Annotated in this window: 21 protein-coding genes and 6 tRNA genes; 9 read left to right on the plus strand and 18 right to left on the minus strand. The window is 53.1% G+C overall.

Going from position 1 to position 22,716, the window contains the following annotated elements:
- Positions 1-18 precede the first annotated feature (18 nt).
- The 4 genes from NFS35_RS19730 to NFS35_RS19745 form a co-directional block, all read right to left on the minus strand.
- Positions 19-951: an ABC transporter permease gene (locus NFS35_RS19730; RefSeq protein WP_251208811.1), complete on the minus strand. Its 933-nt coding sequence runs from the start codon at positions 949-951 to the stop codon at positions 19-21.
- Positions 952-1,224: 273 nt separating this feature from the next.
- Complete coding sequence (locus NFS35_RS19735; RefSeq protein WP_251208812.1) at positions 1,225-2,403, minus strand: aldo/keto reductase; 1,179 nt, start codon at positions 2,401-2,403, stop codon at positions 1,225-1,227.
- Between the two features lie 19 nt (positions 2,404-2,422).
- Positions 2,423-2,632 carry a hypothetical protein gene (locus NFS35_RS19740; RefSeq protein ID WP_251208813.1) on the minus strand — a complete coding sequence of 70 codons (210 nt, stop codon included), beginning with the start codon at positions 2,630-2,632 and terminating at the stop codon, positions 2,423-2,425.
- Between the two features lie 168 nt (positions 2,633-2,800).
- Entirely contained in the window at positions 2,801-4,591 is a 1,791-nt protein-coding gene (locus NFS35_RS19745; protein ID WP_251208814.1) for a family 43 glycosylhydrolase, read from the minus strand.
- 350 nt (positions 4,592-4,941) lie between these two features.
- Between NFS35_RS19745 and NFS35_RS19750 the strand changes: the two genes are divergently transcribed.
- A complete protein-coding gene (locus NFS35_RS19750; protein ID WP_251208815.1) occupies positions 4,942-5,175 on the plus strand; it encodes a hypothetical protein in 234 nt (77 codons plus the stop codon).
- A gap of 180 nt (positions 5,176-5,355) precedes the next feature.
- On the opposite strand, the gene NFS35_RS19755 is transcribed toward NFS35_RS19750, so the two are convergent.
- On the minus strand, positions 5,356-6,474 hold the full coding sequence (locus NFS35_RS19755; protein WP_251208816.1) for a metallophosphoesterase: 1,119 nt from the start codon (positions 6,472-6,474) through the stop codon (positions 5,356-5,358).
- A gap of 266 nt (positions 6,475-6,740) precedes the next feature.
- Here NFS35_RS19755 and ybaK point away from each other — a divergent pair, with 266 nt between their 5' ends.
- A complete protein-coding gene (gene ybaK, locus NFS35_RS19760) occupies positions 6,741-7,223 on the plus strand; it encodes a Cys-tRNA(Pro) deacylase (protein ID WP_251208817.1) in 483 nt (160 codons plus the stop codon).
- Between the two features lie 27 nt (positions 7,224-7,250).
- On the opposite strand, the gene NFS35_RS19765 is transcribed toward ybaK, so the two are convergent.
- Positions 7,251-8,078, minus strand: a complete 828-nt coding sequence (locus NFS35_RS19765; protein WP_251208818.1) for an AraC family transcriptional regulator — start codon at positions 8,076-8,078, stop codon at positions 7,251-7,253.
- 357 nt (positions 8,079-8,435) lie between these two features.
- On the opposite strand from NFS35_RS19765, the gene melA reads away from it, so the two are divergent.
- Entirely contained in the window at positions 8,436-9,758 is a 1,323-nt protein-coding gene (melA, locus tag NFS35_RS19770; protein ID WP_251208819.1) for an alpha-glucosidase/alpha-galactosidase, read from the plus strand.
- Positions 9,759-9,790: 32 nt separating this feature from the next.
- Here melA and NFS35_RS19775 read toward each other — a convergent pair whose 3' ends face one another.
- The 3 genes from NFS35_RS19775 to NFS35_RS19785 form a co-directional block, all read right to left on the minus strand.
- On the minus strand, positions 9,791-11,452 hold the full coding sequence (locus NFS35_RS19775; protein ID WP_251208820.1) for an ArnT family glycosyltransferase: 1,662 nt from the start codon (positions 11,450-11,452) through the stop codon (positions 9,791-9,793).
- A 9-nt stretch (positions 11,453-11,461) separates the two neighbouring features.
- Positions 11,462-13,303 carry a DUF6020 family protein gene (locus NFS35_RS19780; RefSeq protein ID WP_251208821.1) on the minus strand — a complete coding sequence of 614 codons (1,842 nt, stop codon included), beginning with the start codon at positions 13,301-13,303 and terminating at the stop codon, positions 11,462-11,464.
- Between the two features lie 92 nt (positions 13,304-13,395).
- Positions 13,396-13,479, minus strand: a tRNA-Leu gene (locus NFS35_RS19785).
- Between the two features lie 181 nt (positions 13,480-13,660).
- Here NFS35_RS19785 and NFS35_RS19790 point away from each other — a divergent pair.
- A complete protein-coding gene (locus NFS35_RS19790; protein WP_251208822.1) occupies positions 13,661-14,209 on the plus strand; it encodes a DUF4352 domain-containing protein in 549 nt (182 codons plus the stop codon).
- A gap of 19 nt (positions 14,210-14,228) precedes the next feature.
- On the opposite strand, the gene NFS35_RS19795 is transcribed toward NFS35_RS19790, so the two are convergent.
- Both NFS35_RS19795 and NFS35_RS19800 read right to left on the minus strand, forming a co-directional pair.
- Positions 14,229-15,524 carry a M18 family aminopeptidase gene (locus tag NFS35_RS19795; RefSeq protein WP_251208823.1) on the minus strand — a complete coding sequence of 432 codons (1,296 nt, stop codon included), beginning with the start codon at positions 15,522-15,524 and terminating at the stop codon, positions 14,229-14,231.
- Positions 15,525-15,538: 14 nt separating this feature from the next.
- Positions 15,539-16,096 (minus strand): DJ-1 family glyoxalase III, encoded by a 558-nt coding sequence (locus NFS35_RS19800; protein ID WP_251208824.1) that lies wholly within the window; start codon positions 16,094-16,096, stop codon positions 15,539-15,541.
- 319 nt (positions 16,097-16,415) lie between these two features.
- Between NFS35_RS19800 and NFS35_RS19805 the strand changes: the two genes are divergently transcribed.
- A complete protein-coding gene (locus tag NFS35_RS19805) occupies positions 16,416-16,910 on the plus strand; it encodes a CYTH domain-containing protein (protein ID WP_251208825.1) in 495 nt (164 codons plus the stop codon).
- An 82-nt stretch (positions 16,911-16,992) separates the two neighbouring features.
- Here the strand turns inward: NFS35_RS19805 and NFS35_RS19810 are convergent.
- Both NFS35_RS19810 and NFS35_RS19815 read right to left on the minus strand, forming a co-directional pair.
- Positions 16,993-17,074, minus strand: a tRNA-Leu gene (locus NFS35_RS19810).
- A gap of 102 nt (positions 17,075-17,176) precedes the next feature.
- On the minus strand, positions 17,177-18,574 hold the full coding sequence (locus tag NFS35_RS19815) for an MATE family efflux transporter (RefSeq protein ID WP_251208826.1): 1,398 nt from the start codon (positions 18,572-18,574) through the stop codon (positions 17,177-17,179).
- 278 nt (positions 18,575-18,852) lie between these two features.
- Here NFS35_RS19815 and NFS35_RS19820 point away from each other — a divergent pair.
- The 4 genes from NFS35_RS19820 (at position 18,853) to NFS35_RS19835 (ending at position 19,315) form a co-directional block, all read left to right on the plus strand.
- Positions 18,853-18,926, plus strand: a tRNA-Arg gene (locus NFS35_RS19820).
- Positions 18,927-18,980: 54 nt separating this feature from the next.
- Positions 18,981-19,054: transfer RNA gene (locus NFS35_RS19825), tRNA-His, on the plus strand.
- An 84-nt stretch (positions 19,055-19,138) separates the two neighbouring features.
- Positions 19,139-19,210 (plus strand) — tRNA-Gln (locus tag NFS35_RS19830).
- Positions 19,211-19,242: 32 nt separating this feature from the next.
- A tRNA-Lys gene (locus NFS35_RS19835) sits at positions 19,243-19,315 on the plus strand.
- 214 nt (positions 19,316-19,529) lie between these two features.
- Here the strand turns inward: NFS35_RS19835 and NFS35_RS19840 are convergent.
- The 5 genes from NFS35_RS19840 to NFS35_RS19860 form a co-directional block, all read right to left on the minus strand.
- On the minus strand, positions 19,530-20,543 hold the full coding sequence (locus tag NFS35_RS19840; protein ID WP_251208827.1) for a GH25 family lysozyme: 1,014 nt from the start codon (positions 20,541-20,543) through the stop codon (positions 19,530-19,532).
- On the minus strand, positions 20,533-20,697 hold the full coding sequence (locus NFS35_RS19845) for a phage holin family protein (protein ID WP_251208828.1): 165 nt from the start codon (positions 20,695-20,697) through the stop codon (positions 20,533-20,535). The genes NFS35_RS19840 and NFS35_RS19845 overlap by 11 nt, the downstream gene beginning before the upstream one ends.
- 130 nt (positions 20,698-20,827) lie before the next feature.
- A complete protein-coding gene (locus NFS35_RS19850; RefSeq protein WP_251208829.1) occupies positions 20,828-21,037 on the minus strand; it encodes a hypothetical protein in 210 nt (69 codons plus the stop codon).
- Positions 21,038-21,249: 212 nt separating this feature from the next.
- The gene (locus tag NFS35_RS19855) at positions 21,250-21,837 is read right to left on the minus strand and encodes a hypothetical protein (RefSeq protein WP_251208830.1); all 588 of its coding nucleotides are present in this window, start codon (positions 21,835-21,837) and stop codon (positions 21,250-21,252) included.
- Between the two features lie 394 nt (positions 21,838-22,231).
- The gene (locus NFS35_RS19860) at positions 22,232-22,696 is read right to left on the minus strand and encodes a GNAT family N-acetyltransferase (protein ID WP_251208831.1); all 465 of its coding nucleotides are present in this window, start codon (positions 22,694-22,696) and stop codon (positions 22,232-22,234) included.
- Positions 22,697-22,716: the final 20 nt, after the last annotated feature.

Below are 22,716 nucleotides of genomic sequence, written 5' to 3' on the forward strand. Positions count from 1 at the left end.
CGATTCTCTCCTTTCTGTTCAGAACAGCGCGTAGTCCCTGTCGTACAGGCCTACCAGCTTATTGACGATTGTCACTGTGGCGAAGCAGAGCACGGACTGGAACAGGCCGATGGCTGCCGACATGCCGAAGTCGTTGCTGGAAATCAGGGCGCGCATGGCCAGCGTATCGATGACATCCGTATAGTTGTACAGCAGGCCGTTGCTGCCCACCAGGTTGTAGAACATGTCGAAGTTGCCCTTGAAAATGCCGCCTACGCTCATCAGCAGCAGGATAATCATGGTAGGCATAATCATGGGAATAGTCACCTTGAAAATCCTCTGGAACACATTCGCCCCGTCGATGGAGGCCGCCTCATAGACGGAGGTATCGATGCCCATGATGGCTGCCAGGTACATGACAGATCCATATCCCACGCCTTTCCAGATGTTGAAGAACAGCAGGATAAACGGCCATGCCTGCGGCGTGGTGTAAAAAGCCACCTTTTCTCCGCCCAGGGAGGTGATGATCCGGTTGATGAAGCCGTAATCCGAGCTGAAGATGTTGAACGCCATGACGCCCACGATGACCCAGGATATGAAATAAGGCAGGAACATCATCGACTGGGAAATCTTCCGGAACTTCTTCCCATGGATCTCCGTCAGGAATACCGCCACCGCCACCTGGGTGAATGTCCCCACCAGGATAAAGGCGATGTTATACAGAACCGTGTTCCTGGTCACCAGCCCTGCCTGCCCGGACTTGAAGAAGAATTTGAAATTCTCCAGTCCGTTCCAGGGGCTTCCCCAGATGCCGCCGCTGTAATTATACTTCTTGAATGCCATGACGATGCCCGTCATCGGGTAGTAGGCAAAGACAAGCGTGTAGATTACGGCGGGGGCCAGCATCAGCAGATAAATCCGGTACTTGTGCAGCTTTTTCAAGAAACCTTTGACTCCGCTTTTTTCTTTCATAGCTCCTCCTTTTGTTGCGCGATTTGTTGCTCATTCTTTGTGCTTTATGTTATATATATTATACATTTCTTTGGTTTTTATTGTCAATCAGTATTGTTTCTAATATATAAGTTGCGCAAATATGCAATTTTTATAAAAAATATCTAAATTTGCGCAACTTTTGCTTTTCTTGTTGCGCTCCGCCGTAATCTGGGCAATATAAAAAGACAGCTGCCTTTTATCGGGCAACTGTCTCAAAGGGCCATGCCATGTCACATGCAATCCTTTTTCCCATCAATATAACTTCAAAAATGCTACGATTTTCCGTCCAACTTTATACGCCGGCCCCTCCAGCTGCCGGCGGGCGTTTTTCAGCTCCTTTCGGATTTCTATGTGCTGCGGGCAGTGCTTCTCGCATTTTCCGCACTCTATACAATTGGAGGCGGCAGAGGAAGTCCTGCGCATGGCGGTGCACATGAAATACTCCATCAACGCGGCCCTCTTCCCCTCGGAACAGCGGCGGTTGTATGCCGCGAAAGTCCCCGGGATGTCCACGTTCTTAGGACATGGCATGCAGTAACCGCAGCCGGTGCAGCCCACTTTCATCCTGGCGTTGATGGCCCGCACTACTTTCTGGAGCATCTCCTCTTCCTGAACCCTGAGCTCGCCCACGGAAACCTCGGATGCCGTCTTCACATTGTCCTCCACCATCTCCCGGGAATTCATCCCCGACAGCACACAGGTCACCTCCGGCTGGTTCCACAGCCAGCGCAGCGCCCAGCCTGCCGGAGTATGCTTCACAGGATATCCCTCGAACAGCGCCTTAGCCTCTCCCGGCAGATTGTTCACCAGCTTCCCGCCCCGCAAAGGCTCCATGATGACCACAGGGAGCCCCTTTGCCGCAGCATACTGAAGCCCCTTGCGCCCGGCCTGGGTGTTCTCATCCATGTAATTATACTGAATCTGGCAGAAATCCCAGTCATATGCATCCACCAGCCGACAGAACATGTCAGAATTTCCATGATAGGAAAAGCCTGCCTGGCGGATTTCGCCGCTATTCTTCTTCTGCTCCAGCCACTCCACTATCCCCAGGCCTTTCAGCCGCTCCCAGGTCTGCACATCCGTCAGCATGTGCATGAGATAGTAGTCCACATAGTCCGTCCTCAGGCGCTTCAATTGCTCTCTGAAATATTTTTCCATGCTGTCCGCCGCTTTGATCAGGTAATGGGGCAGCTTGGTGGCGATGGCTACCTGGTCACGGATATGATTGCGCTCCAAAATCTCCCCCAGCGCCGCTTCGCTGCCAGGGTACACATACGCTGTATCGTAATAATTCACTCCGCCGCGGAAAGCAGCCATAATCTCCTGCTCCGCCTTGTCGATATCGATTTTACCCCCCGCCCTGGAAAACCGCATGCAGCCGTAGCCCAGGATGGAGAGGTCATTGCCGTATTTGTCTTTTCTATAATTCATCCGGAAGCTCCTTTAACCCTTATCTTTTAACTGCCGACACGGAAAGATTCGACCACTCCGCCCACTCCCGCTCCAGAGAATCGCATCTGACAGGAGGTCTGGCCTTCTCAACTTCCGATTTCAGATTTTCCAGCCATGTGCCGAGTTCCTCCCGGCTGCCATACTCTGCTAATTCCCGCACCCAGAACTGCCTTGCCCGGGGGCATTTTTCTTTCATGTCCTTTATCATGACCTGGATATCTCTTTCTTTTTCCGGCCGATGCCTCTCCCTGGCGGGATATGCCGGCTCGGTATATGGGAGTAGCGGATGTCACTGCAGCAGAATTTTCAGATTCCTCTCTCACTTGACAGCCGCCACTTCCACGGAAAATCGCAAGAATCTCCAATATATCTGAAATCAGCACACAATCACAGGCAGCATCTTACCGTCTGCATCAAAATCCAGCGGCGCCAGGCATACCTCGCGGTGCCATCCTTTCCCCTCCGGATAGTCTTCCAGCGGTGTGGCGAAGCGATGGTACGCTATCAGGTACCGCTCCTCACCCGGCATCCTGAAAATGCAGTGGTGCCCTGTGCCCAGGATGCCCCGGGGCACATTTTTTTGCAGAATCGGATAGGCATATTCCACCGGCCCGTACAGCGAGCGGGAAGTCCCGTAATTCACATGATAATCCTCGCTGCCCGTGTCATCGCAGGACCATGTGAAATGATAGATGCTGTCTTTTTTGACCACAATCACAGACTCCCTGAAATCCGTAAGCCCCTCGATATTCCGCAGAGTCTCCATCCGGATGTGCAGCATATCCTCCGACAGCTTTGCCACAGCCGCCTCCCCGTTTCCGAAAAAGAGATAATACTCCTCCCCCTCTCTGTAGACGGAGGGGTCTATGACCTGCCCCATCCTGATGCCGCATTCCGCCATCATATCCATGGATACCACAGGCTCCGGCGCTGCCTCAAAGGGTCCCAGCGGAGAATCCGCTGCAGCCACGCCGATACAGGAACGGCCGTCCTCTCCCTTGGCGCAGAAATAAAAGTAATAGCTGCCGTCCTTTTTGACCATGCAGGGCGCCCAGGCATAGCCTGTGGCCCAGGGCACCTGCCCTGAGGCCACATCCAGAATCTGCCCCGCTTTCCGGAACCGCGTTCCGTCTTTCGATGTAAATACATAAAATGTATGCCCTGACCAATGGGGATATCCATCCGTGGTAGGGTACAGATAGTATGTCCCATCCTCATAGTACAGATCAGGATCTGCGTACAGGCCCTCAATCACAGGATTTTTCCCACCATAATATCGGACAAGCCGCTCATATTCTTCATCCGTAATCTGCATGACGCCGCCATGCCGCTTTTTTACGACACCCATGTCATATTCATCGGGAGAGAGTATCCTGAACTCGCCAGTGTCCAGATTTTCCGATACCATGGGCAGATACCCTTTTCCTGCCTGGAACTGGTCCGCAATCAGGCACCAGGTCTTCCCATCCGGGAGCAGATACCCCTCCGGCCCCTCTACGCCCGCTAACTCTGCCAGCACAGCGCTGTCAATTTGGACATATCCCCCCAGCAGCGAGTCCGCCCTCTCCAGAATCAGCCTTTTCGTGGTCTCGTCCTTGGAAATCCGATAGTACCGCCCGCCGCTTTCCAATATGGTGGTATCGATTACATGATTTTCTTTCTCAAAATACAGGAAAGTTTCGGAAAACTCACGGAAATCCTCTGTGCAGGCGCCATATATCCTCTGCTTTCCCTCTGACTCACCCTCCTGCTTCACTTTAGAGGCGAAGAAGACGAAAAAAGCTTCTCTTTCCCTGTCATACACCGCCTCCGGCGCCCAAACACATCCCGCCCCGGGTATTCCCACCCTGCAGGCGCGCTCTTTGCTCCAGTGAACCAAATCTGCAGACTCCCACACAATCAAGTCCCGGCTGCCTGCATTCTCCGCCTTTTCCCATCCCTCTCCTGCCTCTATCCTCAAATCCGTGGCAATCAGATAGTTCACTCCCGTTTCTGGGTGGCGCAGCAGAAACGGATCTCTGACACCGCAGGTTCCTGTCCGGGAATACAGAATGGGCCTCCCATCGTTCAAATCCTGCCAGTGCAGTCCGTCTTTGCTAAGCGAGAAGTAAATCTGCTCCCCATCCTTCTCTTCGCCAATAAAATGCACAAATAAATATCCTGCCATGTCCAAGCCATCCCCTGTCTGTATTTTCTTTTCATTATAATACACATTCTTAGAAATTGACAGGGATTTAAAAATTTTCTTTTCATGCGCTTTTCCACTTGTGCAATTCAGAAGCCTATGTTAAAGCAAAATCGTTATCGACGAGGCTATAACTGGCAGCGGATTTTATCGCGCTATATGCGGCTGCCAGGAATCATCAGAAGCATGTTCCGTGACTTCCGAAAGCACTATCTGTACGCGCTATCTATGGAGACCGGTAATTTGGTTTTCCATAACGTCGGCTTTTCGCCATCGTTTCAGAGAATGCCTTTCTTCCATTCTCCTGTCCGCCACAAGAACAGGAGGCAAAAATGGACAGCAGTAAAAAAAGACTGACCGGCAGCATCCTCCGGGACGAATCCCCGGAATCTGGGGCCATGTCTGCCGAACCTGCAAAAGACAACACCCACAACGTCTCTGAGCGATACATTCCCTACCCGGGGACGGAATTCGGTTCCGATTCTGTCAAGGGAATCCGTATCTTCGACATAGAAAAGAACCAGGAGCCCTCTTTCCCGGTCTCGCTCATTGGGATATTTATTTGAACCAGTAGTAATATCCCTCATGAAAAATAATATATCCTCCATGGGCATGAATGGGGTCCCCGTTTATATCTTTCCACAAATCTCCATTCCTGAATAAACTCATATCCGTTCTTCCTCTCTTTTAAAGTCGTTATACCTGCATAACTTCACCGATATTAAAGATAATCCCGGAAGCCGGACCTACTGTCCCGCTCCCTGCACATCCACCACCACGTACTCCGACTTGCAGCCGGTCTTGAACTGAATGGCCCAGTCGGAAATGCCGGAAGTCACGATGAAATCCGTGCCGCCCCGCCTCTCGCAGCCGTAGCTTTTATCATCCAGCCCCAGCCATTCGCCCATCCTGTGAAAGGGGAACAGCTGTCCCCCGTGGGTGTGGCCGGACAGCACCAGATCCACGCCGGATGCCGCCTGGGCCTCGTAGTCATGGGGCTGATGGTCCAGGACGATGCTGTACCTGTCCGGATCCAAATCTGCCGTCAGTTCTTCCATGGTGGCCCTGTGCCTTCCCATCTGGTCCTCCGAGCGGTCCTGCCGTCCTATCAGGCAGAAGCTCTCCCCCAGCAGCACCGTCTCATCCTGCAGCACTGTCACCCCATTCTTCTCCAGTTCCGCGATCAGATCAGCGCCGCTGTAGCCCCGGTAAGCCGGGCCATAATATCCCTTGTCATGGTTTCCGAAAGCATAGTACACGCCGTATGTAGTCTTCAGGGTGCCCAGGGCCGCACAGGCGGCGGCCATGTCCTCTTTCGAGGTATCGTCATCCACATAGTCCCCTGCGATTACCACGATATCCGGATTTTCCGCCTGCATTTTCTCCACCCATCTGCCAAAACCTTCCCCGCTGAAGGTATTGCCCACATGGGAATCCGCGAACAGCACGATGCGCAGCCCTCCCACCTGCTTGTCCGTCTCCAGGTTATAGTGCGTGGCCCATACATGATTGGCCAGAAACCAGCCGCATGTCAGGTAGACAGCCGTGATTCCGATTGCCAGGATTCCGGCATAATATCCGCGGAACTTCTGTCCCCGCTTCTTCTCCGCTATCCAGCTGAAGCCATCGCACAACAGCCAGATGACCATCAAATGCAGGATGACGATGGCCGCGTTGATCGCTCCCAGCGCGGCTCCCGTCACAAAGGCAACCGCCAGCACCAGAATCAGTCCCAGCAGGAACCTTAATATTTTCTTTCCCTTTGCCGCTTTCCGCACAGTACGGAACTTAGCGAACCTGCTGCTCAGATATATGATTCCCAGTACAGAACCTGCCGCTAATCCGCCAAATATGAATCCCCACATGCTTTCTCTCTCCCTTTCTTTTTCGTATCTTATATTGTATTTTTATTGTACCATGTTCCTGCCGGTTTGTGCAGAATCCCTATTCCAATCGGAGCAGGGCTGCTATATATACTGCTTAACAGTTAAAATTTCCGAGTAACCCGGCTACATAACGCCAGCCATATACGTTTAACCAATGCAGTATGGTAAATTCCGGCGTTATGCAGTATAATGAATCCACAGGCCTGAAGCCAAAATCACACCCACCCATAAGGAGGCACCCATAAATGGCCAAACAGAAAGAAATCAAGACAAATGCCATGCGCATCCTGGAATCCCTGAAGATTCCCTACACCCATATGACCTATGAATGCGATGAATTCACCGATGGGCTGCAGATTGCCGACCTGCTCTCCCTGCCCTATGAAAAGGTGTACAAGACCCTGGTGACCACAGGAGGCAGAGACTACTTCGTGTTCGTGATCCCCATCGCAAAGGAGCTGGACCTTAAGGCCGCCGCCAGAAGCGTAGGGCAAAAGAGCGTGGAAATGATCCATGTCAGGGACATCAACAAGGTCACCGGCTACATCCGCGGCGGCTGCACTGCCATAGGCATGAAAAAGCAGTACGTGACCCGCATCGACAGCACCGCAAAAGAACTGGAAAAAATCATCGTCAGCGGCGGCAGGCCGGGTTCCCAGCTGGAACTGGCCCCGGAAGACCTGGCCCGGGCAGCGGGGGCGGAATTCGCCGATATCATCCGCCGTTGAGAAGGGCCTTCTCCCGGCTCGGAGCATTCACCGGGGCGCTTCCCGCCCGGCCTGCCTGCGGTACTTAAGCGGCGGGCAGCCGTAAGCCGCCCTGAACTGCCTGTCGAACAGCGATACCTCCTTGAATCCGCAGGACAGCGCCACTTCCGTCACGGGCAGCTTTGTCTCCACCAGCATCCCCGCCGCCATGCGCAGGCGGAAAGCCGTCAGGTACCTTTTCGGGGACTCCCCCACCTGCTGTCTGAAGATGCGGTACAGATATGTCCTGTCGATTCCCACGGTCCGGGCGATTTCCTCCACGCCGATTTCATAGCTGAAATTATTGTGGATGAAATCCAGCGCCCGGTTCACATAGTCCTGGAGCACGGAGCCCGCAGCAGGCTGCTTCGGCATCATATAGGCTAAAGTCAGATAGAGCCTGCCCAGCAGCATATAGCTGTTCACGTCAGAATGCTCAAAGGATTCCACCAGCTGCATCATCTCCCTGCGCAGCTGCCCGCCGCTTCTGTCCTGATAGACCAGGTTTTCCTGCCCCAGGCCGCATTCCCGCAAAATACTCCCCGCCTCAGTCCCGCCGAAGCCGATCCAGCAGTATTCCCACGGATCGGCCCAATCCGCCTGATAGCAGGTAGACTCCCCGGGAAGAATCAAAAAGCCCTGTCCCGCCTCCAGCTCATACCGCTCTCCGGCTCTGTCGTAATGTCCCTTTCCCGACAGGACGAAATGAAACAGGAAGTGCGGCCTCACCGCCGGCCCGAAAGAATGTCCCGGCCCGCATTTCTCCCAGCCGCAGAAATAAAAGGCCAGTTCGTCGCCGGACTTTATCTCCTGATAATATTCTTTCAACTCCGCCATATGCCGCCTCCTGTCCATTCTGACATTCCGTCTCCTGAGGACTGCCCTTTCCGCAATTCCGAATATATACTGCTTAACGATTTCATTTGCCATAAAACCAGACTGCATAACGCTGACTGGTTCAATCGCATGATTACATGAGGCAGTATTCAGCGTTATACAGTATACCACGTCCAGTATAAGCCCTGCCGCATCTCATTTCAAGATTTTTCCCGGAAGTCATGCAACATTTGTACAACTTTTGGAAACATAATCCCTATCATGATCCCCGGGAATCAGGTATAATAAAAAGCACTTACCAATATCCCTTGCAGAGGGATCAGAAAGACCGCACACATGGCGGCGAAAGGAGCGAATATGCCTAAAATTACTTTTATGGGAGCCGGCAGCACCGTATTTGCCAGAAACGTACTGGGAGACTGCATGTGCACGCCCGCCCTGCGCGACAGCGACATCGCGCTTTACGACATCGACCCCAAGCGCCTTGAGGAATCCGAAATCATCCTCAGCGCAATCAACAAAAACACCAATGAGAACCGGGCCACCATCCGGACCTACTTAGGTGTGGAGAACCGCAAGGAGGCCCTGCGCGGCGCGGACTTCGTGGTGGACGCCATCCAGGTAGGCCTCTATGAGCCCTGCACCGTCACGGATTTCGAGATTCCCAAGAAGTACGGCCTGCGCCAGACCATCGGCGACACCCTTGGAATCGGCGGCATCATGCGCGCTTTGCGCACCATCCCCGTGCTGCGGGACTTCGCGGAGGACATGGAGGAGGTATGCCCTAACGCTCTGTTCCTGAACTATACCAACCCCATGGCCATGCTGTCCGGCTATATGCAGCGCTACACAGGCGTCAAGACCGTAGGCCTCTGCCACAGCGTACAGGTCTGCTCCGAGGGTCTTCTGAAAGGCTTGGGCATGGAGGATAAGCTGGAGGGCCGCAAGGAACTCATCGCAGGCATCAACCACATGGCCTGGCTGCTGGAGATTTATGACAAGGACGGCAACGACCTTTACCCTGAAATCAAGAAGCGCGCCGCGGAGAAGAACCGCACCGAAAAGCACACCGACATGGTCCGCTATGAGTACATACGCCGTCTGGGATATTATTGTACGGAATCCAGTGAGCACAACTCGGAGTACAATCCCTGGTTCATCAAGAGCCGCTGCCCTGAGCTGATCGACAAGTACAATATCCCTCTGGACGAGTATCCCCGCCGCTGCGTGAACCAGATCGCGGGCTGGGAGAAAGAGAAGAACGACATCCTGAACAATGGCGAAGTCACCCATACCCGCACCAAAGAGTACGCCTCCTATATCATGGAGGCCATGGTCACAGGCGTTCCCTACAAAATCGGCGGAAACGTGCTCAACCAGGGCCTGATCGACAATCTGCCCGCGGATGCCTGCGTGGAGGTTCCCTGCCTGATTGACAACATGGGCGTACATCCCTGCAAGGCAGGCCGTCTCCCGGTACAGCTGGCCGCCATGAACATGACCAATATCAACACCCAGCTGATGACCATCGAGGCTGCCGTAACCAGGAAAAGAGAGGCCATCTACCAGGCTGCCATGCTGGATCCCCATACCGCCGCAGAGCTTTCCCTGGACGAAATCGTGGCAATGTGCGACGATCTGATCGAGGCTCATGGAGATTATATGAAAGAATACCGCTAAAGAACGGAAAGGGGCTGCTTCGGCAGCCTCTCTCACTTTTTCGTGACCGTGTAATAACTGCCGAACTGTTCAAATTCATACAGGTTTTCGTCAAACAGGGGCAGTTCCTCGGCAACGATGATATAGTCAGCGTTTTCAGCCGGGTCAACTGTCATCTGACTTATCTCATGGTAAATATATCTTTCCTGATAAGGCAGCCGGCCCTCCGGTATTGTCTTTCCCTGAAAATACTCCGCATCCATATCACTCCAGAACAAAGTAAGGATTTCCGTGCTTCGTCCGGCCCCCATCGTAATATAAATCTTATCCGCGTCGCTTTCTTTCAGGGAGGAAACAGCCTCCCCGAAGCTTTTCCGGAACTGGATTTCCATCTCTCTTGCATAGCTGGTAAAATACTCCCTCACGAACAAAAAGAACATCACCCCATAGGCGGCGGCTATGCCATATTTCAAATTCGGCAGCGAAATCCATCGTATGACTTCATAGATACCCACCCCCGCCAGAATCATGATAGGATAATAAATTATGTTCAGGCGGTTCACATTTACATTATTGGTGGTCAGACCACACCATATGCCTGTCCCGAGAAATATGACAAGAAGCGCGGTTCCGGCCTTTTTGCGGAATTCCCCAAACAGCCCGCAGAATCCGACGGCCGCGAAAGGCATGGAAAACAGGTACATTGTCCCAAAATACTGCACATCATTCCACGGCAAATCCTTGCCCTGAAATACCGTGACCCGGAGCAGAGAATCAACATTCTGCACCAGCTGGGAAAAGATGTGGGAAGAAAAAAAAAGAATATCGTTGGAACGCACACTGTCCGGGAAATAGGGAAGTGTGAACAAGGGCGTCTCAATGGTATCCCAGCGGAAAAAATTTATGGCCATGACAGCGATGAACGGCCAAGCCACCAGAAGATAGACCGTCATCGACAACAGCGCTTCCCCAACCGACAGGCGCTTCGCCGCCAGCAGATAGATGCAGGAAACCAGCAAGAACAGCGGCATGGTATAGATGGAAATGCCATAGCAGTACATGCACAGCCCGAACGCCACCATGGACGCCAGCAGATGAAGCCGGTTCTTCTTCCCCATAAACGCCCTGTTCAAAAGGAAGACCCCCATCATGAAAAAATGGGAATACAGATTACAGTCCAGCGCCCAGCGGCTCTGCAGGACATGCCATGGATTAATCGCCGCGAACCAAAGCACAATCAAAGCCGCACATTTCCCAAAGACGTCCCCGGCAAATCCATACAGGCAGGCAAGCCCTGTAAGGCTCACAAGCAAAAGCGGCAGCCGCGCCGTGTAAGGCGAAAGGCCGAATATCTTAATAAAAGGAACCATCAGGTACGAAAGCAGCACGCTCATCTGGCCATAGCCCCACGCAGTCAGATGTACGGGAAGGCGCATCCCGAAACGATCCGTTCCATACTCCCCCAACGCTTTCGCGTCAACCGCAGCCATCGCGCCGTCCTGGTTGAATCCCCCCGGAACCAGGCCGAATTTATAGACCCGGACAAATACCGCCGCCAATACTGCCAGGGCCAGCAGGAAACGGTATGTATTGGGAGAAATGCCCGGTTCTCTCGCGGCGAATCCTCCCATTCTTTTCGACAGATACATCTTGTATACACTTATCACGCTTAAGATTGCCCCTGCCCAGAGCAGCATGCTGTTTAAAATCGTCATAAAAGGCCCTCATTCTTCGCTTATCATCAATAAACCCGCCAGCACCGGCAGCGACAGCATAATCGGAAAAACATAGCGCATCTGGACTACAGGCCCCAAAAGCATCGTCCCCATATACAGCAGAGGGAACAGACAAAATACAGCCTGCCTTTTCTGCCGCCGGTACAGAAAAACAATCCATATCAGCAGAAGAGCCCAGAGATAGAACGCGCTCCTGAACAACAACGATATGACCGGCCAATTGTAATAAGTATTCCCACTGACGATTTTTTCCAGCTGCGCTTCCAGCCAGGGAAATTTCGACTCATGTCTGATTTCTGACCCATCATCAAAAAAAGCGATATTATGGGTATAGATTGTCCCCAAACGTCCCTCTGTCCCATACCCCAGACATTCCGCATAGGATCTGTCATCCAGGAACCAATATCCCCTCGTCAGTTCAAGGAATGCATCAATATATTCATTGGGGTATCGGATTCCCAGCTGAATCCAGTCTGTGAGCAGCTGCCCCAAATGCCCATCCCAGTTTTCATAAAATGTCGTTACCGCGACTATTCCTTTTATGCCGTCCGAAATCGGCGGATAATAATCCTCCCAGCATTCCTGCGGAACATAGCGATTCAGCAGCTGCCATGTCTCATCGTCAAGCTCCCCGCCGTGATAATATCCCACCCTCGCAAATTGCTGAATCGGCACGCTGTACATTTCCACCTTTGCGATTTCAAGCTCTGTTCCAATTGCAGCCTTTATCGCCATTCCGGTTCCCTTTCCCCCTGCCACCAGAAGGACGCAGAGCAGAATCACTTTCAGTTTCTCCCTCTTCGCAGCAGCCAATGCCCACAACACACCAAAGACGGCCACTGCATAGATGCAGTTATTGCGAAACTGCATCATAAGACTGCCTTCCAGCAACAGGAAAACCGCCATCACCGCTTGTCTCTTCCCCTCGCTAAAGAAAAAGCATTCAGCCATCAACAAAATGAACAGCAGGAACAATGTGCCAAACAGGATATCCTTGGTTGCGCACAACACCAGTACCGAATTCAGCGGGAATACGCCAAAAAACAGGATTCCTGCCACTACTGCCCATCTCTTTCGCAGAATGCGGTACAGAAACGCACATGCATAGCCAGTCACCAGGGAATAGACCAGCATCTGAAACAGCGCCATACATGCCATACCTGTCTGCAGGTTTCCGCAGGCATATCCCACCTGAAGAAACAGCCAGATCACCCATGTATGTGCTATCGGCTGATAAGGCCAGAACCACGCGAATCCTTTCGAAGCTTCGCCTATCTGTCTGTGAAAATCATAGGACATGATGGCAGGATAATAGGCAAGCCACACCGGAATCAGGCACAAGAATATGGCAGCCGTACTGATTCCGAACACCTTCCATGCCTTCCGGCCGGCTTGCTGCCCCTGCAGCGGGCTGCCAGAAGGAATTTTCTCAACAACTGTGAAAAAAATATTCGCAAACGGAAATACAGCTACACTTAAAGATGCGCTGCGCAGCAGGACAAGCGCTTTTCCCCTTACCCCCAGCCCTGTCATGCCAAAGCTCTGGAGCTGGTATCCTGCAATCATCGTAACGGAAAACAGAAAGCTGACAATCGCTGCATACTTTACCCTGCGTCCAAGCTGCCTTTTATCCTCTGTCTCCTTAAGCTGCTTTTCCGTCCAGGCAAGCAGCCTGGTCAGCAATATCATCACCGGCACGCTCATAATCGAAAAGGAGGCATGCTCCATTCCCGCTATGCTGCCCAGATAACAGACCCCGCAAGTCCCCAGAAAAGCCATAACATATCTCAGCCATACGTTCTTATCTTTCCACCACTTCTTTGTGTCCATAACTCTCCTTATCCCGCCGTTCTCCTTTTTTTCTACAAATCTTTATAAAAAAAACGATAAACCTTGAATACACAAGACTTATCGTTCTCCAATGCGGAAGATGGGACTTGAACCCACACGGCATTGCTGCCACAAGATCCTTAGTCTTGCTCGTCTGCCAGTTCCGACACTTCCGCATATGCATCGCACGAGTAATATGATAGCATCATCTGGCTTAAAAGTCAATTCCTTTTTTCAAATTTTCCTGCATCTATTTTCTCGCATCACTTGTCTTTCCGATTTAGATATGCTAACATACCTAACATGCATACCACAATTTATGCCGCCGGACAAAAGAGCGGCAGAACGGAGTCCATCATGAAAAAATATATCCCATCCCTTTTATCGATTGCCCTTATCATTCTCCTGCTGGCGGCCTGCGGCTCTGGCAGCTCGGTCATCCTCCCCAAGGACGGCTATGCCGCAGGCGGAACGGGCGATACCATGCGCACCTATTTTTTCGACTATACGGTGAACAGCGCCTACACCTGCAGCAAGTATGAGGGTTACATCCCCACGCCCGGTTACGACCTGCTGGCAGTGGAAATCACCCTGAAAAATACCCTTGCGGAAAGCATCCCCATGTTCGACTGGGATTTCATCGTGCTCTATGCCGGCACCGAAAGCGAGGACCAGATTTACGACTATCCCATCACTTCCTATGAAGAGGTGGAGATTCCCGAAGCCGCGCTGCAGACCCTGCTGCCCCTGGAATATAATCTGGAAAAAGGAGAGAGCCGCACCGGGCTCCTCCTCTTTGAAGTGCCTGCCGGAGACACCGAATTCACCATTTCCTATACGGAATACTTCGACGATGACACCGCCGGCGATACTTTCTCCGTGGACATCACCGCCACGCGCAGGTAAAACAGCCGCTTAAAGGCCCCTATTCCGCGAAAAATGCCTTAAAAGCCTCAACCGCGTATTTCGTGTCCTTCACCCCCGCAGTCTCCATGGCTGAATGCATGGCCAGCTGGGGAAGGCCGATATCCACGCTGGACACGGATACATGGGATGTGGAGATGTTGCCCAGAGTCCCGCCTCCTGCGATATCCGAGCGGTTGGCATAAGTCTGGCAGGGCACCCTGGCTTTCTCACAGATGCTCCGCAGCCTGGCCGCGGACACAGCGTCCGTCGCATATCTCTGACTTCCATGGAATTTGATGACAGGCCCTCTGTTCAGATAAGGCCGGTTGGTGGGGTCGGCCTTTTCAGGATGATTGGGATGCACCGCGTGGGCATTGTCCGCGGAAATCAGGAAACTGTCCGCAATCAGCCGCAGGATGCCGCCTCTGTCAAGTCCCATGCACTCCCCGATACGCCAGAGCGTATCCTCCAGGAAGGTGGAATCCGCGCCCTGCTTCGTGCCACTGCCCACCTCCTCATTGTCGAACACCGCGCAGACGCTGATATAGCTGCCCGGCACGCTCTCCGCAAAGCCCTTGGCGGAGGCGTACACACATTGCAGGTCATCCAGTCTGGGCGAGAGCACGAACTCGCCGCCGTCCCCGAATATCCTGCCCTTTTCCCTGACATAGAGGAACAGATCGTGTCCCAGGATATCCTCCTGCTTCACTCCCACGGCTTTCGCCACGCGCTTCATCAGCGCGCTGCCTTTCTTTCCATTTACGAATTCCCCATAGAGAGGAAGCATATCCGCCTGGGGATTATATTCGATACCTTTATTAGCGTCGCGGTTCATATGGATGGCCACGCTGGGAATCACCATCAGGTCTTTCTCAAGATTGACCAGCCTGGTCTCGATTCCCCCTTTTCCCCTGACTGCCACGCGCCCTGCCACAGAGAGGGGCCTGTCCAGCCATGTGGACAGAATCATGCCGCCGTATTTCTCCGTGTTCAGCTTCAGGTACGCACCCTCCACAGCCATATCCGGCGATTCTTTCACCTTAAACGCGGGGGAATCCGCATGAGCCGCCGAAATATGGAAGCCTTTCGGCGCGTCTGTCTGGGGCATGCGGAAAGCTATCAAAGAGGAATCATTCCTCGCCACATAATACCCCTGGCCAGGCTCTGCATCCCACTTTTCCGCCTCTTTCAGCTCCCAGAAGCCGAGCTCCGCGAACACCTCTTTCAGATTCGCTACCGCCTGAAAGGCAGTGGGACTTTTCTCGATGAATTCCAGCATTTCCTTGGCGCACTTCTGATATTCTTTCCTGATCATAGTCCTCTCCTCGCCTATTCCTCTTTCCCGTACACGATGGACTGCGCCATCTCTTCCGCTTTCTCAGGGCCGCAGAAGATACCGGCGATGGCCAGCGCGAAATCAATGGCGGTCCCCATCCCCCGGGAAGTAATCACATGGTCCGAAATCTCCACCGGGCCTGCCGTGACCCGGGCGCCCTCCAGATGGCTTTCAAAACCGGGGTAGCTGCAGGCTTTCCTGCCTTTCAGAATCCCCCTGTGCCCGAAGATGCTGGGGGCGGCACAGATAGCCGCGATATATTTCCCTGCGGCATAGAAAGCATCTATCTGCTCCATCAGCCCCCCATGGGCCTCCAGATGCTTCGTGCCCGGCATCCCTCCCGGCAGCACCAGCATGTCATATGCTGAAAAATCCGCCTCCGCGAACATTTTGTCCATCTCCACCCTGATGCCGTGGGAGCCTGTGACCGCCGGCTCCTCCGTAATCGATACCATGTCCACGTCCAGCCCGCACCTGCGGCAGATGTCCACCACTGTCAGCGCCTCAATCTCCTCAAAGCCTGTCCCGAAGAAAACCGCTATCTTTTTCATCTTCGTCTACCTCTTTTCTATATTTTATAGATTCTCTATGAATCATCCTCTGCAATTCAGACAGGTTCCTGAACTGTTGCAATCGTCCTACTATTTCAGTATACATATAAATGTCAAATATTTCAATTAAAGCTTTGGAATTTATTGAAAATGTGTTATGATATAGTTATCAATCAATTGATTTATACTGCTTAACAGTTAAAATTTCCGAGTAACCTGATTATATAATGCCAGCTATATACAATTAACCAATGCAGCATGGTAAGTTCTGGCGTTATGCAGTATAACATCATTGATTAATCTGAGGGAGAGAAAAGCCATGGAAATCGAACGGAAATTTACCATCAAAGAATTGCCCGCTGACTTGGAAAGCTACCCTTTTCACCATATCGAGCAGGCTTACCTAAACGCATCGCCCGTCGTCCGGGTCCGAAAGGAGGATGACGAATACTATCTGACTTACAAGGGGAGCGGCATGATGACCAGGGAAGAGAGCAATCTGCCCCTGAATCGGGAGGCTTATTATCATCTGCGCGAAAAGTCAGACGGGCGCATCATCTCCAAAAGACGCTACCTGATTCCCCTGCCGAACCCGGGGTTCCGTGAAAGTACAGGGCTGCCCTGTCCGCCCTCGGACTACACTCTGACCATTGAGCTGGATATCTTCGACCCGCCTTTCGCGCCCTTAGTCATAGCCGAAGTAGAGTTCGGCAGCGAAGAAGCCGCTGAAGCTTTCCTTCCCCCGGACTGGTTCGACGAAGATGTCACCTACCGCCAGGAATACCACAATTCCTATATGGCACTGCAATCGTAGATTTTGGGAATTACAGACGCAAAAAGCCGCAAACCCTTGATTTTACTGAAAAAATCCTGGACTTGCGGCTTTCCTCGTCTCCTGCGGATAACAGGACTTGAACCTGCACGTCGGGTGACACCAGAACCTAAATCTGGCGCGTCTGCCAATTCCGCCATATCCGCCTGCCGCTGCTGCAGATCCCTCCCGCAGCAGCTACACCGATTATACATGCTGTTTCTGCCTCTTGTCAAGCGTCAGCCGTCATCTTCTGCAAGAAACTCTTTCTATTCCGATACCCCCAGCGTATCCTCTCCAATGTGCCGGATAATCCTCCTGTAAATCCGTACCAGGAAAAAGGTACTCATTCCCACACTGACCAGTTCGGCTATGGGGAAAGCCCACCATATCAGATTCACATTCCCGCTCAGGGAAAACAGCCACGCCACGGGCAGCAGCACGCAGAGCTGCCTCGCAATGGAGACGCACATACTGTACACGCCGTTCCCCAGCGCCTGGAACACACTTCCCACCACGATACAATACCCTGCAAAGGCAAAGCTTAAAGAAATAATCCGGAGAGCAGGAATTCCGATTACCAGGAGTTCCGCGGACGCCGCATCCGCATCGAACATGGCAATCAGCTGTCCGGGAAAAAGCTGCATGACAGCCAGCCCCGCAAGCATGATGCACACACCATACAGAATGCTGCTTTTCATAGCCTTCACCACCCGTTCCCGCTTCCCCGCGCCGAAGTTGTAGGCAATAATGGGCACCAGGCCATTGTTCAGGCCGAACACAGGCATGAAGACGAAGCTCTGCAGCTTGAAGTAAATGCCGAACACCGTCTGCGCCACACCATAGGCCTCCAGAATCAGATTCATGCCATAAGTCATCACAGAGCCGATTGCCTGCATGACAATGGAGGGAATCCCCACTTTATAGATATTCCCAATCAGCCTCATATCAGGCCGAAAGCCTTTCAAAGAAATATGCAGCTCCTTATTGAATTTCAGATTGAACAGGACAGCAAGCGAAGCCGCCACAATCTGTCCTGCAACCGTCGCGGCCGCAGCTCCCGACACGCCCATGGCCGGGAAACCCAGCAGGCCGAATATCAGAATCGGATCCAGAATCAGGTTGACGATAGCCCCTGCCCCCTGGGTAATCATGGCGTATATCGTCTTGCCCGTGGACTGGAGCAGGCGCTCGAATACCGTCTGCATAAAAATGCCGATACTGGCCGTACAGCAGATTGTCAGATAGGCTGTCCCATAATCCCGCACCTCCTGGATAGAGGTCTGGCTGGCAAAAAAAGGACGACTCACAAAAATACCAATCAGCGCAAACGCCAAAAAGCTTACGAACTCGATAAATATACCGTTTACCGCAATCTTGTTCGCTTTCCCGAAATCCCTTTCCCCCAATGTCTTCGACAGGAAAGAGTTGATGCCCACCGCAGTGCCCACGCCTACGGCAATCATCAGACTCTGGATTGGAAAGGCCAGCGACACGGCCCGCAGAGCATATTCATTGACCCTGGACACGAAAATGCTGTCCACGATATTATAAAGCGCCTGCACCAGCATGGATATCATCATGGGCAGGGACATGGACAGCAGGAGCCTGTCCACAGGCATGACGCCCATCTTGTTCTCCGGCTGTGTATTCTGTTCTTTCTGCATAGGTATATCCTCTCTTTCCTCTGTAATGATTCTTGGCATGGTAAACGGTTTCCCGCAGAATCCTGTTGGATTTAATGTGAACTGCAGAATGGGTCTGACGACCATTATAACTCTCCGCTCCGCGGTTTTCAAGCGCAAATTTTCCTTCCCCGGAACTTTAAGGGAAATTTGCCGAAAAAATTTCGAAAAAAATTTGGCGAGTATGAGATAAAACTGTTGACAAACGAAAGAATATACGTTAAAATATGATTCGTTGGTTTGAGTGTGACAGCCGACATGTGTCCGTAGCTCAGCTGGATAGAGCAACGGCCTTCTAAGCCGTGGGGCGGGGGTTCGAATCCCTTCGGGCACGTTGGGGACGTTTAGGCCGTCTGTTGGTACGGGCAAGGGTTCCATGAAAGATGTGGTGGGTATAGCGCAGTTGGTTAGCGCGCCAGATTGTGGCTCTGGAGGCCAAGGGTTCGAATCCCTTTATCCACCCTTTTACAGCAGGATATCGTTCACCGCAAGCGGGCTTTGGCTTTTTCGCAGATGTATCGCGGCGGCGCGCTTGGTGTCACATGTAGGGCTATCGCCAAGCGGTAAGGCACAGCACTTTGACTGCTGCAGACGCTGGTTCGAATCCAGCTAGCCCTGTTGGAGGGGGATATCCCCTTTTTTATGAATATGGGACATTAGCTCAGGTGGTAGAGCACTTGACTTTTAATCAAGTTGTCTGGGGTTCGAATCCCCAATGTCTCACGAAAACCCAATCCCCGGAGGGCCGAGCCCCCGGGGGATTTTCTTTGCGATATGCATGGAAACCGCATGAAATCAGCCTTTTTTGCCTTTTATCCATGTAACGAAATGTGATTTACAGTTGATGGTTGTAAATGTCTCTTTTATGTCTCGCAGCACAAAATGAAGCATTCTGAAGAGAAGAGGTCTCAGTTTTGTCATGACAGATCGGCCTGAATCAGTTGTAAAATGCGGCCTGGATGCTGTTGTATCCGGCGATGCCGTCCTCCTTCAGGCTCAACCTGCGCTGTAGGGCCAGCGTGTCCTTCCGGGCAGTCTTGCCGAACAGTCCATCTACCGCCTGGCTGCGCGCCAGGATCTCATTGCAGCGCTGCTGCCACCATTCCACCAGATGACCTTTGGAGCCCACCACATAGTTTCCCTGGGAGAGCCTTGCCTTAAGGGCAATCTGGCTGCGGACATGCTGTGTCCCGGGCCCGTCCAGGCCGTCCTCCGAGAGGGGATTCCCGTCTGCGTCCCGGTATCCGTCCGCATTTGCCGCCGCCTGGAAGCCCTGGATGTTCAGGTTGCGCTTCTGTGGTCTGTGGATTGGAACTGTGCTCTCGGCGAAATCCGTGTAGAAGCGGTTCATGTCAACGCGCCCTGCCACCCCCGGAATCCTGCCGGAAGCGGTATACTGCCAGATGTCCACTGCCCGGGTCTCGCTATCCAGAAGCGAGGATGTGTATCTGGCATACCAGACATACATCCGGCCGAGCTGCGCAGCAATCCGCTCCAGGTCAAAGTAATTGCGCATGTAATCCAGGTTGGTATAGATTACAGGGATATATCCGCCATCCCGGACTTTCTCCAGGAACGCTATGGCCATGTCCGTGGCCAATTCCCGGGTGATGGCCACGCCGTTCTTCCGTGCATAGTTCACACTGTCGTACTCGAAATCAAATGCCACCGGGCATCTCTCCCAGTACTTCGCCGCTTGGGCCATTGCGTATCCGGCCTCCGCCGCGGCCATATCCACAGTATACGCATATGAGAACCAATACAGCAGCACATCCACTCCCAGGTTGTAACAAGCCTGTGCATTAGGCACATAGCGCTGGTCGACATTGTTCTTTCCGTACCCGGCCCGGATGCCTATGCGTTTGCATCCTGCATTCCGCACGCGTTTGATGTCCACCACGCCTTGGTGGACAGATATGTCCGGCCCCTCAAATAATGCCTTATTCTCCATCTCCATCCTCCTTTGCCGCCACGTCAGCCTTCTCCTCCGCTGCCCGCTTCATATTCTTTGCCAGCGGCAGGAGGAACGGCGGCATCTTGACTCCTATATCCACTATATGCTCCAGGATGCTGATTATTTCGTTGACAACAAGCCGCACCGCCACTATATTTTATTGCTCCAATTTCATCTATTATGACGGCATGTGCATCAAGGCCGTCCAAGGTGTTCACATTGCTCCCTGACGCTCTGATGAAGTCTATATTCCCGGAAAATGCCCCTTCTCTTATCTGGCACTACACCCCTACGCGCGAGTCGCTCACCATTTTTGAGCCCCCTACGGTCTCCTGGGTGAGCGGCTTCCTGTGGTGCACGATGTATCCCGGCCTGCCGCGGCATTCCCCGCACAGGCCGCCGTCCGCCAGGATTCTGACCTTTATGTATGCGTCCCTGCACGTCAGCCACCTCTTGAATCTGTGGAATGCCTTCGCCCACTCCTGTGCCATCCCGGTCTCCCTCCATCCCTGCTGCCGCAGATATCCTCCCACGCAAAAGGACACGGCTGCTGCCGTGCCCCATATAGCGGAAGGAGCAGGCCGTTCGCGCCTACCCCTGATTCTTTTTTTGTAATGCTTCTTCTGCGCTTCCGGCCTTTCCCGGTCCCCCCTACAACGGCCTGCGTCACCGGATATCCGCTCCGATGATCATTTCCATCGCCTCATCCTTCAGCGGAGACGCCCGCCGCTACAGACGACGCATCCACCACCGCCGGCCCGTCTCCGGGGGCCTCCGCGTTCTCTGCGGCCTCCCTGGGGTCGGGGTATTGCTTTTCCTCCTCGTCCCCCCAGAGGGATTTGTGCTTCTCGCGCTTCTGGCGGCGCACCATGGCCCCTACGCTCTTGGCTGTCTGGTACATCTCCTCGCTGTATTCCATCAGCTTCTTCTCGTCAGATGCGGGCACGATATCGCCGCGCATGATGCGCCGGGCCACCTCCATGACCTTCGCCATGTCCTCGGCGTACTCCTCCGAGGCATCCGCCTGCTGGTCAGCCACCGCGGCGTTCCAGTAGGTGCAGTAGGTCTCCGTCAGCCTGCTGAGATACTCCTGGTACTCATCCTGCTTTTCATCCAGGGCCTCCAGGGTCAGCTCCAGCGTGGCCGCCTCGGTGGCGCACTGCTCCTTTTCCTCCGGCCGGATCTCCATCCGCCTGCGGAGGTTCTGAAGCTGCTTCGATATGCTGCTCTTCTCCTTCTGATATGCCCTGATCTGCTCCCTGTAGATTTCCTGCGCTTCCCCTATCTTCATAACGCCCCCTGCCTTTCCGGATAATGCCGCCGTGCTGCCCGCCCTGGCCGCCTGCCTTTACACCTATATCGTCCCGCCGTCTACCGAATGCCTTTTATTCTGCGAAATTCTACTTATTCCATGGAATGACCTATATTCCATGGAATGCCTTATATTCCATGGAATGACCTATATTCCATTATATCGTCCCATTCCCCCGAAAAAGTAAGGCTTCCGCCCGCCGAAGCCCCCGCCTGGTACACCGGTGCTTGAATTCCCGAGTAATCAGCGCTTGATGTCCGCGCCAGAACAAGGCAGAGGAAGGAGGCGATGCGGGTGCATCGCCCCCTGGCGGCAACGCAGTACCGGGGTGGGCAGCCAGGGCTGATTGCTCAAGGATTCATGCATCGGGGTACTAAGGCTCCCGCGCCTCCAGATATCTCCGCAAAATCGGGGCGTCCTCCATCGCGGCTCCCCGGAAGCTTCCGTAAAACCTGTCCGCCTCCTCATTTCTCGCCCGGATCAGATAATACTGATCTATGCCGTTCCGGCCGCAGTCCTTTTCAAGCTCCGCGAAAAGCATCTGCGCAATCCCTCTGTGCCTGTAAGCCTTCAGCACATAGACCCAGTCCACATACGCCATCCGGTAGCCGTCCTGCATGCAGCCATAGAAATGGTATTCTATGCGTCCGACTACATTCCCGTCTTCCATCGCCAGAATGGATGTGGTCCCTGTGTAAAAGGAATCCGAAACCCTGTTCCTTATCCCCTCTTCATCGACTGTTTCAGCCGTCATCTTTTCAGGTTCTTCCCTCATCGCAGTCCTCAGATACGCGATATACGCTTCCGCATTCTCCTGGCCCAAACGTTCAAATGTCATCCTTTCCCTCCTTTTTCCAT

The sequence above is a fragment of the Acetatifactor aquisgranensis genome, assembly GCF_943193215.1.
Taxonomy (GTDB): domain Bacteria; phylum Bacillota; class Clostridia; order Lachnospirales; family Lachnospiraceae; genus Acetatifactor; species Acetatifactor aquisgranensis.